Origin of the sequence: Xylanibacter rodentium (assembly GCF_013166575.1) — a bacterium.
Classification (GTDB): domain Bacteria; phylum Bacteroidota; class Bacteroidia; order Bacteroidales; family Bacteroidaceae; genus Prevotella; species Prevotella rodentium.
Map to the genome: position 1 here is coordinate 102568 of NZ_JABKKE010000002.1, position 17004 is coordinate 119571.

Annotated in this window: 10 protein-coding genes; 8 read left to right on the forward strand and 2 right to left on the reverse strand. The window is 48.4% G+C overall.

Features of this window, described 5'->3' with window-relative positions; all coding sequences use genetic code 11:
• Window position 1: 1 nt before the first annotated feature.
• Genes trpC through trpA form a run of 3 tightly spaced genes read left to right on the forward strand, consistent with a single transcriptional unit; the run spans window position 2 to window position 2326 of the window.
• Window positions 2-811, forward strand: coding sequence for an indole-3-glycerol phosphate synthase TrpC (gene trpC / locus HPS55_RS02145; RefSeq protein WP_172176734.1), 810 nt, complete (start codon window positions 2-4; stop codon window positions 809-811).
• 16 nt (window positions 812-827) lie between these two features.
• Window positions 828-1514 (forward strand): phosphoribosylanthranilate isomerase, encoded by a 687-nt coding sequence (locus HPS55_RS02150; protein WP_172176736.1) that lies wholly within the window; start codon window positions 828-830, stop codon window positions 1512-1514.
• 35 nt (window positions 1515-1549) lie between these two features.
• Window positions 1550-2326 carry a tryptophan synthase subunit alpha gene (gene trpA / locus HPS55_RS02155; RefSeq protein ID WP_172176738.1) on the forward strand — a complete coding sequence of 259 codons (777 nt, stop codon included), beginning with the start codon at window positions 1550-1552 and terminating at the stop codon, window positions 2324-2326.
• A 22-nt stretch (window positions 2327-2348) separates the two neighbouring features.
• On the opposite strand, the gene HPS55_RS02160 is transcribed toward trpA, so the two are convergent.
• Together HPS55_RS02160 and HPS55_RS02165 are read right to left on the reverse strand one after the other, a co-directional pair.
• Window positions 2349-4154, reverse strand: a complete 1806-nt coding sequence (locus tag HPS55_RS02160) for a DUF6056 family protein (RefSeq protein WP_172176740.1) — start codon at window positions 4152-4154, stop codon at window positions 2349-2351.
• Entirely contained in the window at window positions 4151-4549 is a 399-nt protein-coding gene (locus HPS55_RS02165; protein WP_172176742.1) for a GtrA family protein, read from the reverse strand. The genes HPS55_RS02160 and HPS55_RS02165 overlap by 4 nt, the downstream gene beginning before the upstream one ends.
• A gap of 240 nt (window positions 4550-4789) precedes the next feature.
• Here HPS55_RS02165 and HPS55_RS02170 point away from each other — a divergent pair, with 240 nt between their 5' ends.
• From HPS55_RS02170 to HPS55_RS02190, 5 genes are all read left to right on the forward strand, one after another.
• Window positions 4790-6823, forward strand: coding sequence for a glycoside hydrolase family 127 protein (locus tag HPS55_RS02170; protein ID WP_172176744.1), 2034 nt, complete (start codon window positions 4790-4792; stop codon window positions 6821-6823).
• Window positions 6824-7318: 495 nt separating this feature from the next.
• A complete protein-coding gene (locus tag HPS55_RS14315; RefSeq protein WP_172324651.1) occupies window positions 7319-12076 on the forward strand; it encodes a glycoside hydrolase family 88 protein in 4758 nt (1585 codons plus the stop codon).
• A gap of 179 nt (window positions 12077-12255) precedes the next feature.
• The gene (locus HPS55_RS02180) at window positions 12256-13911 is read left to right on the forward strand and encodes a pectate lyase (protein ID WP_216653123.1); all 1656 of its coding nucleotides are present in this window, start codon (window positions 12256-12258) and stop codon (window positions 13909-13911) included.
• Between the two features lie 22 nt (window positions 13912-13933).
• Window positions 13934-15727 carry a pectate lyase gene (locus tag HPS55_RS02185; RefSeq protein ID WP_253945835.1) on the forward strand — a complete coding sequence of 598 codons (1794 nt, stop codon included), beginning with the start codon at window positions 13934-13936 and terminating at the stop codon, window positions 15725-15727.
• A 591-nt stretch (window positions 15728-16318) separates the two neighbouring features.
• Window positions 16319-16996 carry a hypothetical protein gene (locus tag HPS55_RS02190; RefSeq protein ID WP_172176748.1) on the forward strand — a complete coding sequence of 226 codons (678 nt, stop codon included), beginning with the start codon at window positions 16319-16321 and terminating at the stop codon, window positions 16994-16996.
• Window positions 16997-17004 lie beyond the last annotated feature (8 nt).

A 17004-nucleotide genomic window follows, 5' to 3' on the forward strand; every position in this document is an offset into this window, starting at 1 on the left:
AATGAAAGATATATTAGAAGAGATTGTGGCATGGAAACGATTCGAAGTTGCCAAGTACAAGGAAACAATATCAGAACGGGAAATTCATACACTGGCAGAACGCCTTTCTGACTGCGAAGTACCGTCGATGAAACAAGCATTGGATAAATCGGAAACCGGTATCATTGCCGAATTCAAGCGTAAATCACCGTCAAAAGGATGGATAAAACAAGGCGGACGTGCGTCCGAAATACCTTTGTCGTATCAAACCAACGGAGCCTCTGCCATAAGTATCCTCACAGACGAAAAATACTTCGGAGGTCATGACGACTTTATACGTGAGGCACGCAACAGCGGTGTAACAATACCTATACTATACAAGAACTTCATTATCGACGAGTACCAGCTGTTTCAGGCACGCATCAGTGGAGCATCGGCAGTGTTGCTGATTGCAGCCGACCTGAGAAAAGATACATGCAAAAACCTTATCCGAACCGCCCATGAGCTACGGCTCGAGGTTCTTCTCGAAATGCACAACGAAAAGGAACTTGAATATTGTGAACTGGAACCGGATATGTGTGGCATAAACAATCGTAATCTCGGATCATTTGTTACCGATATACAAACCTCATTCCGCCTGGCATCATTACTGCCTTACGACACCGTCAAGGTGAGCGAAAGCGGCATTTCCAGTGCCATTACAATAAACCAACTGCGTATGGCAGGGTTCCAAGGATTCCTTATCGGTGAAAATTTTATGCGTGCCGACAATCCTGGAGCAGCCCTGAGAGACTTTATTAAACAGACTGACAATATGCAAAAACAGAGCTGAAAGCAACATACAGCCTATGATTATAAAAGTATGCGGTATGCGCAATACCGAAAACATCAACAATATCGCGGCACTTGGCATTGACTGGATAGGTTTGATATTTTGGACGAAATCACCACGATATGTCAATATGAATCCGGCAGAATCCGACGGCCTTACGAATCATACCATACGGGACGCCATATGCAACATTTCAGCCGTGAAACGTGTGGGAGTATTTGTAGACGACACTGTTCAAAACATTACTACACAGGTCCGTAACTACAAACTTGACATCATACAATTACACGGTAACGAAACACCGGCATTCATAAACAATCTACGCGCCAAGTTACAAACGGAAGCGAATCCCGATATCAAGTTTATAAAGGCCATCAGTGTGACATCAGATGAAGACATCGGGAAATGCTGCAACTATGAGAACAGCGTGGACTATTTTCTCTTCGATACACGTTGTTCAACCGTAGGCGGCAGCGGCATAAAGTTCGACTGGTCTATACTCAATTCCTACCACGGCAATCATCCTTTTCTGCTCAGCGGAGGCATAGGGCCTGACGATGCGGACACAATAAGCTCCATCCACCATCCTATGCTTGCAGGAATAGACCTTAACTCGCGGTTCGAAACAGAACCTGGCATGAAAGACGTTATAGCACTGCGCAAGTTCATCGACAAGATCAGAACCGGCAACAATATCAAATAAGTATAATCAGACCGATAAAAAACAATTATATTAACATGAACAAGATAAACAGACTGTTTGAGGAAAACAAGGGCAAAAAACTCCTGTCACTTTACTTCTGCGCCGGATGTCCCACTCTCGACGGAACGGCCGATGTGATACGTGCCATGGAACGTAATGGCATAAACATGGTGGAAGTAGGAATTCCATTCAGCGATCCAATGGCTGACGGTCCTGTAATTCAAGGTGCCACAACAACAGCCCTGCGTAACGGAATGAACCTCAAGTTGCTCTTCAGTCAGCTGAAAGAGATTAAGAATGAAGTGCAAATCCCCCTTATACTCATGGGCTACCTAAATCCTATCATGCAATATGGCATAGAGAATTTTTGTCGCAGTTGTGTAGAGAGTGGCGTGTCAGGAGCAATAATTCCAGACTTGCCCTTCAAAGACTATCTTGAAGAAGTAAAGCCGATAGCCGACCGCCATGACTTGAGAATCATAATGATGATAACTCCCGAAACGAGCGAAGAGCGCATACGTTTTATCGACAACCACACGGACGGATTCATATACATGGTTTCTTCGGCGGCCACCACCGGAACACAACAAAGTTTCGACGAGGCCAAACAGGAATATTTCCGCCGAATTGATGCCATGCAACTACGCAATCCGAGAATGATTGGTTTCGGAATATCCAACCGTCAGACATTCGACAGTGCACAAAAGAACGCGGCCGGGGCCATCATCGGCAGCAAATTCGTCACATTGCTCAACGAGACTGGAGAAGCAGACACTGCGCTCGGCCGTCTGTTCGACGCTTTGTCACGGTGATTTCACGACACGGATTACACAATTACGAATCAAATGTAATCCGTGTCTCCTCTATAAAATCCCTGATTCCACCTGGAGGATTAGCAAAGAACAGATAAGTATGCCCGAAGACATCCACCGTCTTGAACTTTATATACGGCAATTCATACCGTTCACCCTTATATGCAAACAAACGCCTATAGAAAGGCATTTCATCGAAACGGGACGGTCTAAGCACGAAACTGAGTGACATCACACGCAGTCCGTCAGGTATACGCATAACCGATATTTCATCATAACGGTCGGAACAAAACCCCGTTATGACAGCGGACGATGTATTGTCGGCATTGTCACTGCTGACAACACCGTCAACGTCAATATTCCCGGTGACATGTCCTTTCTCCAACTTTGCAGCAATATCCTCCGGAAGATACATCATCCGCGGCTTGCCATACACAGCCGCCGCACAGCGCAAGTTTACGTCATCTGCATCGAAACCTTGATAACACGAATAAAATCCAAATTCCACCGACGGTTTTACATATCTTGCCATCAACATATCAAACAGTCGCGAGCCACTATCGGGCAAATGTCTCACACGTATCAATTGAACACCTTCAGTTTGCTGTTGCTTCAATTGAAAATCATAATCGTTCTTATTCACCGCCGCAAGTTTGAACACAGGAATAGCTATTGCCGTCATCACAGCACACATTCCCACTGCCAATATGCGTGATTTGCGGTATGCAAACGAATACGAATATCCATCGGCCACGAAAACCCCACTGCGCACAAGCAGACTGACAAGCAGCAACAGAGCGATGAAATCGGCATGAAAACAGACCCTTGCCTCAGTCTGGCCGCACACAAGAACAATACCGAGAGACATGAGCATTGCAAAATACAACACATAGTTACGGCGAATTTCCTCCTTGAGCACATCGCGGCGACAAAACCAAGCCACCACGACAGCAACCAAAAGCAACCAGGAAATACGCACGAACACCAAATAATTGAATATTCCCAGCAACATCCTGTCAAGCAGTGGCGCGGTATTGGCTCCGGCACGCCCCAGTGTCCCCGGAGAAAAAGCACTGAGTGCCGTACCCGCCATAAAACACAATACGGCAGGCAAAGCCGCACTATGAAAAATCCGGCGCCGGTTTACTGTCATCCACAATACAAAACCTATCGATAACGGCAATGTAAGTCCCTCGTGTGTCCATCCGGCAAGCATTGCCAACGGACATACCGCAAAACTCTTCCATCCGACAGCCTGCCTTTCCACCCTATAGAAATACATTATGAAAAGCAATACGGCCAATGCTGTCCACAAATAGTTGAAACTGCCTACAAACCACAAAAAAGCATCCTGAAAGCCCGGAATGAGCACAAAAATTAGAAACGTAGACAACAATAAAGGCATAAAGATATTAGTATGTTCATACTTTTGCATATTTGAAACATTACTCCTACCTCGGTATAAATCTCCGGTCGACCTGATGTTTACGTCCACGGCAAACAAAACACAGCACCATATCAGAAAACAGAAAAACAAAGAATTGAACACATTGAACACATCTTTGCCTAAAATACCGATAAACAATTGTGCCACAGTATGCACCACGATACGTCCGTTTACCACCTTATAATGTGCCGTCTGCGACTCAACTATATCTCCGAACGTCTCTATCGGGCGCTGCTCCATTGTCTCATCCATCGTCCACACACACTTGTACAGCACATCGTCCGACAATGTGGGCGGCGTCATACTGTTCAGACCGTACATTACAAAGAATATCGCCAAAAGCAAAACAGCGGCACATGGTACCTTTATTCGTATCTTCATTTTTTATTCTTACGTGTAAAAACCAATCTAACCAACATGAAATTAACCGGAACTGCCACTGCATAGACTGGAAACGGCGCCACGTCCTCCGGTATTCCGAAACGTATGTAAACATTGAGCAACAACATCTGCAAAATATAGTTCACCACATGAGCCGCACCGAATCCGACTCCATTGCTCAACGAAGCCCTACTTCGGAATGTAAAACAAGACGACAATATATAGTTGCAAACAAAACTCAACAGATAGCCTGTGGTATAAGCGATGTTGGCAGCCATATACGTCATAAGCCCACGGTATATGCCATAATGCACTGCCGTGGCCACAACACCAACTATGCCGAAACGCACCAGTTCACCCAATGTTTTTCGATATGCCGGCTTCCCTCTATTCATTTAACCTTCTATTAGACATTTACAATACACGACAACAACAGATAATCATTGTCAGAAATATATTTTGACTGCAAAGGTACATAAAAAAGCGATTTTTTATGTACCTTTGCAGCATAAAAACGACCAACACTTCAAACATCTGCAAACGATACTAACAGATATCACTGACTCGTACTAACATTAGAAAAATAAACCACTCGTATACCGAATAACTTATAAAAAACCAACTAACATAACAAAATGAGAAAGTGTATAATATCAATGGCCATAGCATTGACAGCATGTAACGCTACAGCCCAAAACAACGACTACGGATATCCTCACACCCCCGTGGCATTCACATCGGTAAAGATTGCACCCAACACTTTTTGGGGCGACCGCATCAAAGCTGCACGCGAAGTTACCATACCTTTGGCTTTCAGCAAATGCGAGACAGAAGGACGATACTCCAACTTCGTGAAAGCCGCTCACCCGAGCGACGACTACGATGTGAGAACGTTTATGGGCTTCTCTTTCGACGATACTGACGTATATAAGACTATTGAGGGAGCAAGTTATCTGTTGCAGACATACCCCGACAAACGGATTGAACAATACATAGACAGCGTGCTCGACATTGTGGCCGCTGCACAGGAGAAAGACGGTTATCTGTATACCGCCCGCACCATCAATCCCAAGAAGCCGCATCCATGGGCCGGCAAACAGCGTTGGGAAGTCGTGGAAAACCTAAGCCACGAACTATATAATCTGGGGCACATGGCTGATGCAGCCTGTGCACATTATCAGGCCACGGGCAACACTAAATTTCTTGACATAGCCAAGCGATACGCCGACTGCGTAATCCGCGAGGTAGGCCCCAACGACGGACAGGCACACGTGGTACCCGGCCACCAGATAGCCGAGATGGCACTGGCACGAATGTATGTACTCACTGGTGACAAACGCTATCTCGATGAAGCGAAATTTTTTCTCGACATGCGCGGAAAGACCAAGCACAAGAACGCCTACAGCCAAAGCCATAAGCCCGTCACCGAACAGGATGAGGCCGTAGGCCACGCTGTACGCGCCGGCTATATGTATGCCGGCATGGCCGACGTGGCGGCACTGACAGGCGACAGTTCTTACATCAAAGCCATTGACCGCATTTGTGACAACATCATCGGCAAAAAGTATTATATTACGGGAGGCGTAGGTGCACGCCATTCCGGGGAGGCGTTCGGTTCCAACTACGAACTTCCCAACCTCACGGCTTACAATGAGACCTGTGCGGCCATCTCGATGGTATATCTATTCCAACGCATGTTCCTGTTCCGTGGCGAAAGTAAATACATAGACTGTCTCGAGCGCACACTCTACAACGGTGTGATAAGCGGAATGTCGGTAGACGGCGGACGCTTCTTCTACCCCAATCCTCTGTCGTCCGACGGCAAATACGCTTTCAATGCCGACAATAACACTACACGCCAGCCATGGTTCGGTTGCGCCTGTTGTCCAAGCAACATCAGCCGATTCATCCCATCGCTGCCCGGATACGTCTATGCTGTGAAAGACAACAGCCTGTATGTAAATCTCTTTGCAGCCAACACTGCAACCATACGTGTGGCCGGCAAAGATGTAACTCTGAAACAGGAAACACGCTATCCGTGGGACGGTGACATCGCCATCAGCATATTGAAAAACAAAGGCAAAGACTTCACCATGAAAGTGCGCATACCGGGATGGGTACGCGGGCAGGTAGTGCCGAGCGATCTGTACAGCTACGCCGACGATGTTAAAACCGGATACAGTATCACTGTGAACGGCAAGAAAGCCGACGGTAATCTCACACCAGACGGATATCTGTCCATAGGACGCCATTGGAAGAAAGGCGACATAGTACGTGTACACTTCGACATGAAGCCGCGCATAGTGACTGCCAATGCCAAGGTGACCGACGACCGCGGCAAGATTGCTGTAGAACGCGGACCGCTGGTATACTGTGCCGAGGCTGCCGACAACAACGGACTGAACACACGACACGTACTGCTCAGCCGCCGGCCGCAGTTCAGCGTGACCGAAGGTCACAGGATAGCCAACACCGGGAACAGCGGACGTGAGTTCAGCGTAACAAAGATTACCATCGACAACGCACAAGCGGCTGTAATCGCCGGCGACGGAACACTGACCTCGCAGACCATAAGCCTTACGCTCATCCCCTACTACGCATGGAACCACCGCGGAGCTGGATACATGGACGTATGGATGGCCAACACCATCGACGGAATGGGAGAATAGCATGCAGTCAATCGCAACGCGGTCTTGGACACCGCTGTAACAGCACAACGGAAATGCCCTGAAACCGCCATCAGTCTCTGGTGTCAACAGGATTGCCTGATGAGATTAATAGGATTACCCGGTGAAGTCAATAACTTTACCGGGTAATCCTATTAACATTAAAGAGTAAAGTCATTAACACCATTTTGCCAAACGGCCGCTACGACAGAATGAAACAACCATAACGACAAAACGGAAACGGGGCAAAAGCAACTGAGTTTACAGCCCGTCACATAATTTTTGCGCCAATTTAATCATTTTTTATTCCCATATATTATATATAATGCTTATCTTTGCACCGATAAGCAAAAAATTGCCACCTACTAAAACAACCGACCAACAGCATCACTACACGACAGGCCCACGGCACCGCCATGCCATGCGGAAGCCATGAGAACCGGCGAAGACAGATTATGCTGCAGGCAACTGAAAAAATCAAAACCATTAAAATAATTTATGAAGTACTTACATTTACTGCTCCTATGCCTGCTTTTCCCGGCCGTGGCTATGGCCGACGGATGGGAAACCACTTACAAGCAGATAGAAAAGAGCATCAGACAACCACAGTTTGCCAACCGTGATTTCAAAATCACAAAGTATGGCGCAAGCACCACTGCCACTGCCGCCGTTAACCAAAAAGCCATCAACAAGGCCATCGCAGCCTGCTCGAAAGCCGGCGGAGGTCGTGTAATTGTACCGGCCGGAACATTTAATACGGCAGCTATCACACTGCTAAGCCATGTCAATCTGGTCGTGGAGAAAGGCGCTGTTTTGCAATTCACCTTCGAACCTGAACTTTACCCCGTGGTACTGACCCGATGGGAAGGTCTCGACTGTTGGAATATCTCGCCCTGTATCTACGCCTACAAACAGACCGACGTAGCCATCACCGGTGAGGGAACAATCGACGGAGGCGGCACACGTGAGACATGGTGGCCATGGTGCGGAGCAGCCAAATACGGATGGAAAGAGGGCATGATAAGCCAGCGCAACGGTGCACGCCCCCGTCTGCTGAAAATGGCCGAGGATGGTGTCGACATGAACGAACGCCGCTTCGGACCTACCGACGGCCTGCGCCCGCAACTTATCAACTTCAACACCTGCGACGGCATTCTCATCGAGAATGTTACGTTGCTGCGTTCTCCGTTCTGGGTTATCCACCCATTACTCTCCAAGAACATCACAGTACGTGGCGTGCATATCAATAACGACGGTCCCAACGGTGACGGTTGCGATCCCGAGTCATGCGACGGAGTGCTGATAGAAAACTGTTTCTTCAACACCGGTGACGACTGTATCGCCATCAAGAGCGGACGCAACAACGACGGCCGTCTGTGGAACAAGCCCAGTGAGAACATCATCATCCGCAACTGCAAGATGGAGAACGGGCACGGAGGCGTCGTCATTGGCAGTGAGATCTCGGGAGGATGCCGTAACGTGTTCGCTGAAAACAACGTGATGGACAGCCCGAATCTGGACCGCGTAATACGAATCAAGACCAACACTTGCCGTGGCGGTGTCATAGAGAACATCTATGCCCGCAACATCAAGGTGGGACAGTGCGGAGAATCTGTATTGAAAATCAACCTCGATTATGAACATAACGAGATTTGCTGCCGCGGCTTCCTTCCCACAGTGCGCAACATCAACCTGGACAACGTTACCTGTGAGAAGAGCAAGTATGGAGTACAGATTATAGCGCTTGATACATGCACCAACGTGTACGACATCAATGTAAAGAACTGCCGCTTCAACGGTGTGGCCGAAGGCAACTCTATCAAAGGACAGACACGCAATATCAACTTCGAAAATCTCTACATCAACGGTGGTCTTAGCCTCATCGAGAAACCCTACAAAAACTATAGCCAGTGGATGACAGCCTCGGAAATGAAACGCGTGCCACAGTCGTACATGCTCGACTTCTCCAACCGGCCGAAGTGGAGCTATGTGATGGGGATTGAACTCGAAGCAATGCTTGACACATATCTTAAATATGGCGGTGACGAGATAAAGAAGTATTGTCTGCAGTACACCGACACGATGATTAACGCCAAAGGCGACATCCGCGGATACAGACTTGAAGATTATAACTTGGATCAAATACGTACGGGTCATTTTGTGGCCCGTATGTATCAGTTATACCCCGAGGCCAAGAACCGCAAGGCGCTCGAAACACTGATGAAACAGCTGCAGAAGCAGCCGCGCACCAATGAGGGTGTATATTGGCACAAGGCCATATATTCATATCAGGTATGGCTCGACGGCATATTCATGGGACTGCCTTACTACGCCCTGACGGCCAACATGCTGCTCAAGGACAAGAAGGCACAAACAATATATGATGATGCTGTGGACCAAATCAAGAAGACTTACGAGCGTACACTCGACAAGAATACAGGACTGAACCGCCACGCATGGGACGAGACACGCGAAATGTTCTGGGCCGACAAGGAGACAGGACTGTCACAGCACTGCTGGGGACGCGCCCAAGGCTGGTACACCATGGCACTAATCGAGCTGCTTGACGCACTGCCCGAAAACTATTCACGCCGCAGTGAAGTGATAGATCTGCTCAAAAAGGATCTTGACGCCGTAATAAAGTGGCAGGACAAGAAGAGCGGAGTATGGTATCAGGTGATGGACAGCCCCACGCGTGATGGCAACTATCTTGAATCGACATGCTCTTCGATGTTCACCTACGCCCTGCTGAAGGCTTACCGCAAGGGATATGTGGGCTCCAAATACCGTGATGCCGGAATCAAGGCTTATCGCGGAATCATCAACAACTTCATCAAAGTAAATCCCGACCTGACCATATCGCTGACAGGATGCTGCAAGGTAGCCGGATTGGGCCCTGGCATGAGCGAAAAGGTGAAAGCTGCTACAGACAAGTACGGCATGAAACTAAAGGAAAACAAACGCCGTGACGGTTCTTACGCATATTACCTGAGCGAGGAAGTCCGCGACAACGACGCCAAGGGTGTAGGTCCTTTCATTTGGGCATCACTCGAAATGGAGGCTTTGGGATACAATACAAACAATGCGACAACTGCAATCAACCGTCAGGCCGTCGTGACACGCAACAATCCTGTCGTTACCGAGGCTGACCCGTTGGCCTCTCTAACAGTAGGCAACGGCCATTTCGCAACAACCGTTGACGTAACCGGACTGCAGAGCTACCCTTTTGACTATGAGGCAGGTGTGCCTCTGAACGCCATGTCCGACTGGGGCTGGCACTCGTTCAAAAACACCAAATGGCTGCAACCGTCGGAATCGGAGCGTGAAATGGACTTCGGACACGGACGCAAGGAAACATATTGCGTGGAATACAAACAGGAAGGCCGCAACAAAGAGGCCACGGAATATTTCCGTGCCAATCCCCACCGTCTCAACCTCGGCACCATCGGTCTGCTGATTAGTGACAAAGAAGGCAGGCAGATACCTCTGAAAGAATTGAAGAACATACGTCAGGAGCAAGCTCTTTGGGACGGGACCATCGAGTCGCGTTTCACGGCCGACGGTGTTCCCGTTGAGGTGACCACAGCCTGCATGGCCGACAAGGACGCTATCTTCGCACGCATCAAGTCAACACTGCTGCACGAGGGTCGCGCTGCCGTAAGTTTCCGATTCTCCTACCCTTCGGGCAAGCACGCCGACAGCGCCAACGACTGGACCAGCCCCGAAAGGCATAGCTCCAGAATAATCAGTTCTGACAGTTGTTCGGCTGTCATCGAACGCATCATCGATGACACACGCTACTACATAACACTGACATGGGAGGGCAATGCCATCTTAAAGGAGACATCACAGCCACACAGCTTCTCACTCATAAGCAATGATGACGTGTTGTCGTTCTGCGCCGAATACACACCTAAGCAGAACCGCATGCGCCAGGGTGCTTTCGAATACGACCAGGCTCTCAAAGGTATAATGAAATATTGGCCCAGATTCTGGAATAGCGGTGCCATCGTCGATTTTTCCGACTGCACCGACCCGCGAGCCAAGGAACTGGAGCGCCGCACTGTGCTTTCACAATACCAGACTGCCATCAACTGCGCCAACTCGACTCCCCCACAGGAGACCGGCCTGACATACAACTCATGGTACGGACGTCCGCACCTTGAGATGACATGGTGGCACGTCGTTGACTTTGCATTGTGGAATCGTCCCGAAGTTGTGGCCGACATATTGGAATGGTACAACAACACAGCCTATCCCGTAGCCCGCAAGATTGCCGAGCGTCAGGGATTCAAGGGTGTACGCTGGATGAAGATGACCGACCCTTGGGCCGGTGAGGCCCCGTCGAACGTAGGTTCGTTCCTCACATGGCAGCAGCCACATTATATATACATGGCCGAAGAGATGTATAGAGCCAAGCCCAACGCCGAGACACTGAAGAAATACGGCGAGCAAGTGGAGGCGACCGCTGAGTTCATGGCCGACTTCGCAAAAGCCTGCGCCCCTAAGAAGGGCAGCATCAAGCTCTTCGGACAGACGGCAATGCAGGAATCCATGTCTAAAGACTTTTCTTTCAATCATCCCTTCGAGCAGGTATATTGGGTGTACGGACTTGGCAAAGCGCAACAATGGCGCGAGCGCCGCGGGCTGGAACGCAACGCCGAATGGGACGAAATAATCAGCCGCATGGCCCCTTTAGCCGAAAGCGAAGGCATATACACCGCCGGCGAGCCATCACAATCTTTCGACCCGAAAGCCAAGTCAGCCGGTTTCGACCCGTTCAACACCGGTGGACATAACACCGCTAAGCAGATTTCAGAAGAAGACTTCGCCTTGAAGTCACGCTCGGACCATCCCGCCGTTCTCGGTGCCTGCGGCCTGCTGCCAGCCACCGGACAGTATGACAATGACAAGATGAGGGCTACGCTCGACTGGGTGATGAATAACTGGAACTGGGACACAACCTGGGGATGGGACTACGGCATGATTGCCATGTGTGCGGCACGCCTCGGCGAGACATCCACTGCACTCGATGCACTCCTTATCGACAAAGGCAAGAACACGTATCTCAAGAACGGTCACAACTATCAGGAGCCCAAACGCCTGCGTCTATATCTGCCAGGCAACGGCTCACTGCTCGACGCTGTGGCCATGATGTGTGCCGGATGGGACGGATGCAAGAATGTGATGAATCCCGGATTCCCCAAAGACGGCAAATGGAATGTGCGTTGGGAGGGCCTCAACAGAATGCAATAGAACAGCCGGAATTGAATGAGACATGACAAGGAGTTAAAGAATGCTGCACCACGCAGCATCTTTAGCTCCTGTCATTTGATTTAAAAGATGTTCATATTAATACCAATCCCATAACTTCCACCAATCTTCCATCATCCCATCCATCCAATTCCTATCTCCTAAAAACGAAAATAGAAATTATGAAAAGACAGTCCATCATATTATCCTTCTGTGCCATTACCGCAGCTGCAACGGCACAGATACCGGCCTTTCCTGGAGCCGAAGGTCACGGCCGCTACGTCAGCGGAGGCCGTGGAGGCAAGATTGTCCATGTGACAAATCTCAATGACAACGGTCCAGGCTCGTTTCGCGAGGCTGTAAGAGGCAGTGCAAAGAAAATAGTAGTCTTCGATGTGGCCGGAGTGATACCGTTGGAATCCGATCTCGACATCGGGGCCAACACCACCATAGAAGGACAGACGGCACCCCATCCCGGAATAACACTGCGCTATCACACTCTACGTTGCGACAACAACATCATCATGCGGTTTATCCGTGTCAGGCGCGGACAGGAAAAAGACATCAACGACAGTGCCGACGCCATTTACGACAACCACAAGACAGGCATTATCATCGACCACTGCTCGTTCAGCTGGAGCATTGACGAGGTGGCATCGTTCTACGACAACAACAACTTCACAATGCAATGGTGCACCATAGCCGAAAGCCTGTCTAACCCCGGACACAGCAAGGGCGCCCACGGATACGGCGGCATCTGGGGTGGCAAACTGGCCAGCTTCCACCATAACATGATAGCACACGTGACCAATCGCGGACCGCGTTTCAACGGTGCACGCTACGGATGGACAGGGTATACAGACAACCTGATATACCAAAAGTACAAATGGAACAATCCTGTCCAAGCCGAAAACGTAGACTTCCGCAATTGTGTGATGTACAATTGTCAGGGCTCATGTTATGGAGGCCCCGGAGGCGGACAGATAAACATTGTCAACAACTATTTCAAGGCCGGTCCCAGAGACAACAGCAACCAGGAACGCATAACCCTCGTAACAATATCCACGGCAGGCAACTCCGACAAAAAACATCCGGAATACTACGGCATGACGAGCAGATACTATATAGATGGCAACACCACCGAAACCGTCAAAGGAGCAATCAAGAAGAATCGTGACTGGGCGGGGATAAGCTACGACAAAGGGATATTCACTATCGACGGGGAAAGATATTCAAAAGACATAAACAATTTCTATGGAGACAACGTCGCCCACATAAAGAATACGGATGGCGATATGTGTGTAAAAATAAAGATGGAACAACCAGCTCCCACCGGTCCGGTAACCACACACAAGGCCGGGAAAGCATTCGAAAAAGTACTGGAACACTGTGGTGCATCGCTATATCGTGACACAGTGGACGCACGCTACATGAAAGAGGCACGCGAAGGAAAAGCCATGTATAAAGGTTCTATTACCGGCAAATGGGGACTGATAGACGTTGTGGCCGATGTGAACGGATATACGGAAAAAACATTCGGTACAGGCAAACGCCCCTCAGGCTTCGACTCAGACAATGACGGAATACCCGATGCGTGGGAAAAAGCAAACGGACTGAATCCCCACGACGCATCAGATGCCAACAAGACATCAATTGACACTGAAGGATGCTACACCAATATAGAAGTGTACTGCAACAGTCTTGTTCAAGATATAATGATTGGAGGGAACGCCGGCGCCGAAACGTCTTTAAACGAATATTATCCGAAATATCACAAGGAAGACGGAACATTGGTAAAGGCCATCGGCAGACCATCAAATGAAAAACCGATAAAATAAAACAACAAACATAAAAAACAATATGAAAAAGCAATTACTCGCATTATCCCTATCAGCCATTGCAACAATGTCAATGGCACAGACACCGGCCTTCCCCGGGGCCGAAGGCCACGGACGCTATGTCACGGGCGGGCGTGGCGGCAAGATTGTACATGTCACCAATCTCAACGACTCAGGCACAGGTTCATTCCGCGAGGCCGTAAAAGGCAGCGCAAAGAAAATAGTAGTGTTCGACGTGGCCGGAGTAATCCCCCTGAACTCAGACCTTACAATCGGTGCCAATACCACCATCGAAGGACAGACAGCACCCTATCCCGGCATCACACTGCGCTACCGCACTCTGCGCTGTGCCAACAACATCATCATGCGCTTCATACGCAGCCGACGCGGACAGGAACGCGACGTTAACGACGGCGCCGATGCCATCTGGGACAGACAGAAGACAGGCATCATCCTCGACCACTGTTCGTTCAGCTGGAGCATCGACGAGGTGGCATCGTTCTACGACAACAACAACTTCACCATGCAGTGGTGCACCATCGCCGAAAGCCTATCAAACCCGGGGCATAGCAAAGGCGCCCACGGATATGGCGGAATATGGGGCGGCAAACTGGCCAGCTTCCACCACAACATGATAGCCAGCGTGACAAACCGCGGTCCGCGCTTCAACGGTGCTCGCTACGGATGGACAGGCTATACGTCAAACTACGACTACGATACGTACAAATGGGAAAATCCGGCACAAGCCGAAAACGTAGACTTCCGCAACTGCGTGATGTACAACTGTCCGGGCGCATGCTACGGCGGTCCGGGCGGAGGACAGATAAACATTGTCAACAACTATTACAAAGCCGGCAACTCCGGCAACGGAAACCAGGAAAGAATAACACTCGTCACCGTATCCACAAGCGGCAACTCGGACAGCAAGCATCCTGAATACTACGGAATGACGAGCAGATACTACATATCGGGCAACACAACCGAGACTTCGTCCGGAGTAAAAAAGAAAAACCGGGACTGGGCCGGCGTAAGTTACGACAAAGGTGTATTCACGATTGGTGGCGAAATATATTCCAAGGACCCGAACAACATGTACGGCGACAAGGTGCCTCACAAAAACAATTCCGCCGGCGAACCGTGTGTGAGGATAAAGATGGACGAGCAGGCACCTACAGGCCTCGTGACCACACATACAGCCGAAAAAGCCTTTGACAAGGTAATGACGTATTGCGGCTCGTCGCTCCACCGCGACAACGTCGACGCGCGGTATATGGAAGAGGCACGCAACGGCAAATCGACATACAAGGGCTCGGTGACAAACAAATGGGGACTTATCGACCTCGTTTCGGATGTAAACGGATATACCGAAGAGACATTCGGCACGGGAAAGCATCCTGCCGGCTTCGACACTGACAATGACGGTATTCCCGACGCATGGGAACTTGCAAACGGACTGAATCCCAACGACGCATCCGACGCATTGAAGACCACCGTCGACACTCAAGGCATGTATACCAACATCGAAGTCTATTGCAACAGCCTTGTGCAGGACATCATGCTTGGGGGCAACACAGATGCCGAGACATCCGTTGATGAGTACTATCCCCGATATGTCAGAGAAGACGGCACGGTGTCTGAGGCCATCGGCGGCAATACCAACGCCATAACCACCATTCCCGCCGACAAGACAGTCACCAACACCCTATACTATAACACGAACGGTGTACGCATAGAAAAACCTTTCAACGGAATGTTCATACAGGTAAACTGCCATGCCGACGGCAGCCGGACTGTAATAAAGCGTATATGTGAATAGTTGTTCTTCTAAGTTAGTCAACAGAATTAAACTGCATCCATCCTATGTCCAGACGATAATGCAGTTTAATTCTGTTGACTAACTTAAATAAAAAACTGCTGCCAGTATTTTATTTAGTAGCAGTTTTTTGTTTTCTCAATCATACCGATATTTATGTGTCGTTAGACTGGTAATCTTTGGTACGTGGGAATTTATGGTTTTGCGAGAATTTTTTTATAACGTATAAAGCTACTTTAAAATTGCAAAATCATGAAAAATTCTCAATTTCTTGCACTTTCACTAAGATATTATGCAGAAATCGCTTGTGTCTTGAAGATAAAATAGTACCTTTACAAAATAAATCCAAAACTTATGGAAGATAATAGCCGCTTTTGTTTCCCGAAAGTGCAATATACACAATGTAAATGGAAAAAGAAATTGTCATACATAGGCTTTATTATATAAATATCTATATTTGAAAGGTGCCGAGCAGACAAAGAGTAAACATGCAAAAATACTGGGCACCAATATACACGACAACCCAACAAGGTGGTGAACGTAGGTACATATCCAATAATAATTATGCGGAAAATAACAATGTAACTCAAAGATATGGTAGCAAAGAGGTTCTCAATCGCTCTACTGAGCATATTCCTTTCAGTAGCTGTTTTTGCAGCCGACAAGGATTTGGAAAAAGACATTATAATGGTGTCCTATGAACAGGGATGGATGGATAGCAGTGGGACACTGGCTTTGAAGAATAATTCAAGCGAGGAAGTCAAGAATGTTGTTTTCTTGATTACCTATCTTGACATGTCCGGCAAAGAATTGGACTATGAAGAATTTTCCAAACGTGTTAGTATAGCCTCAGGAATGACAAGAAAACTTAACATTCCTGCATATGAATACAGTCGACACTATCACTATTACAAATCGGAGAATATGCCAGGTGGCTCACCTTCTTTCAAAATCAAGTTTAAGTTGAAAGACTACAATGTTGAGGAAAAAGTCACCGAATCAACAGATGAAGTTCCATTCGACAGATTAGACTACGACCGTACAACAAGAAATGAAGGACTATACCTTATCATAGGCATTGTTGCACTTCTATTCTTCATTGGAATAACCGTAGGCCTATATGTCCTGGTTGCAATAATGGCACAAAAGCGCAACCGAAGTGTTGTTGGCTGGATTTTTTTGAGCTTTATAGCCACACCTCTATTGATGATTATCATCCTACTGGCTATAGGCAAGAACGAAAACTACATTGAAAACCATTATAACAGGTAATAAAATTG

Coding starts and splice junctions, on each gene's coding strand:
- trpC (WP_172176734.1), top strand. CDS start 2: ATGAAAGATATATTAGAAGAGATTGTGGCATGGAAACGATTCGAAGTT.
- HPS55_RS02150 (WP_172176736.1), top strand. CDS start 828: ATGATTATAAAAGTATGCGGTATGCGCAATACCGAAAACATCAACAAT.
- trpA (WP_172176738.1), top strand. CDS start 1,550: ATGAACAAGATAAACAGACTGTTTGAGGAAAACAAGGGCAAAAAACTC.
- HPS55_RS02160 (WP_172176740.1), bottom strand. CDS start 4,154: ATGAAGATACGAATAAAGGTACCATGTGCCGCTGTTTTGCTTTTGGCG.
- HPS55_RS02165 (WP_172176742.1), bottom strand. CDS start 4,549: ATGAATAGAGGGAAGCCGGCATATCGAAAAACATTGGGTGAACTGGTG.
- HPS55_RS02170 (WP_172176744.1), top strand. CDS start 4,790: ATGAGAAAGTGTATAATATCAATGGCCATAGCATTGACAGCATGTAAC.
- HPS55_RS14315 (WP_172324651.1), top strand. CDS start 7,319: ATGAAGTACTTACATTTACTGCTCCTATGCCTGCTTTTCCCGGCCGTG.
- HPS55_RS02180 (WP_216653123.1), top strand. CDS start 12,256: ATGAAAAGACAGTCCATCATATTATCCTTCTGTGCCATTACCGCAGCT.
- HPS55_RS02185 (WP_253945835.1), top strand. CDS start 13,934: ATGAAAAAGCAATTACTCGCATTATCCCTATCAGCCATTGCAACAATG.
- HPS55_RS02190 (WP_172176748.1), top strand. CDS start 16,319: ATGGTAGCAAAGAGGTTCTCAATCGCTCTACTGAGCATATTCCTTTCA.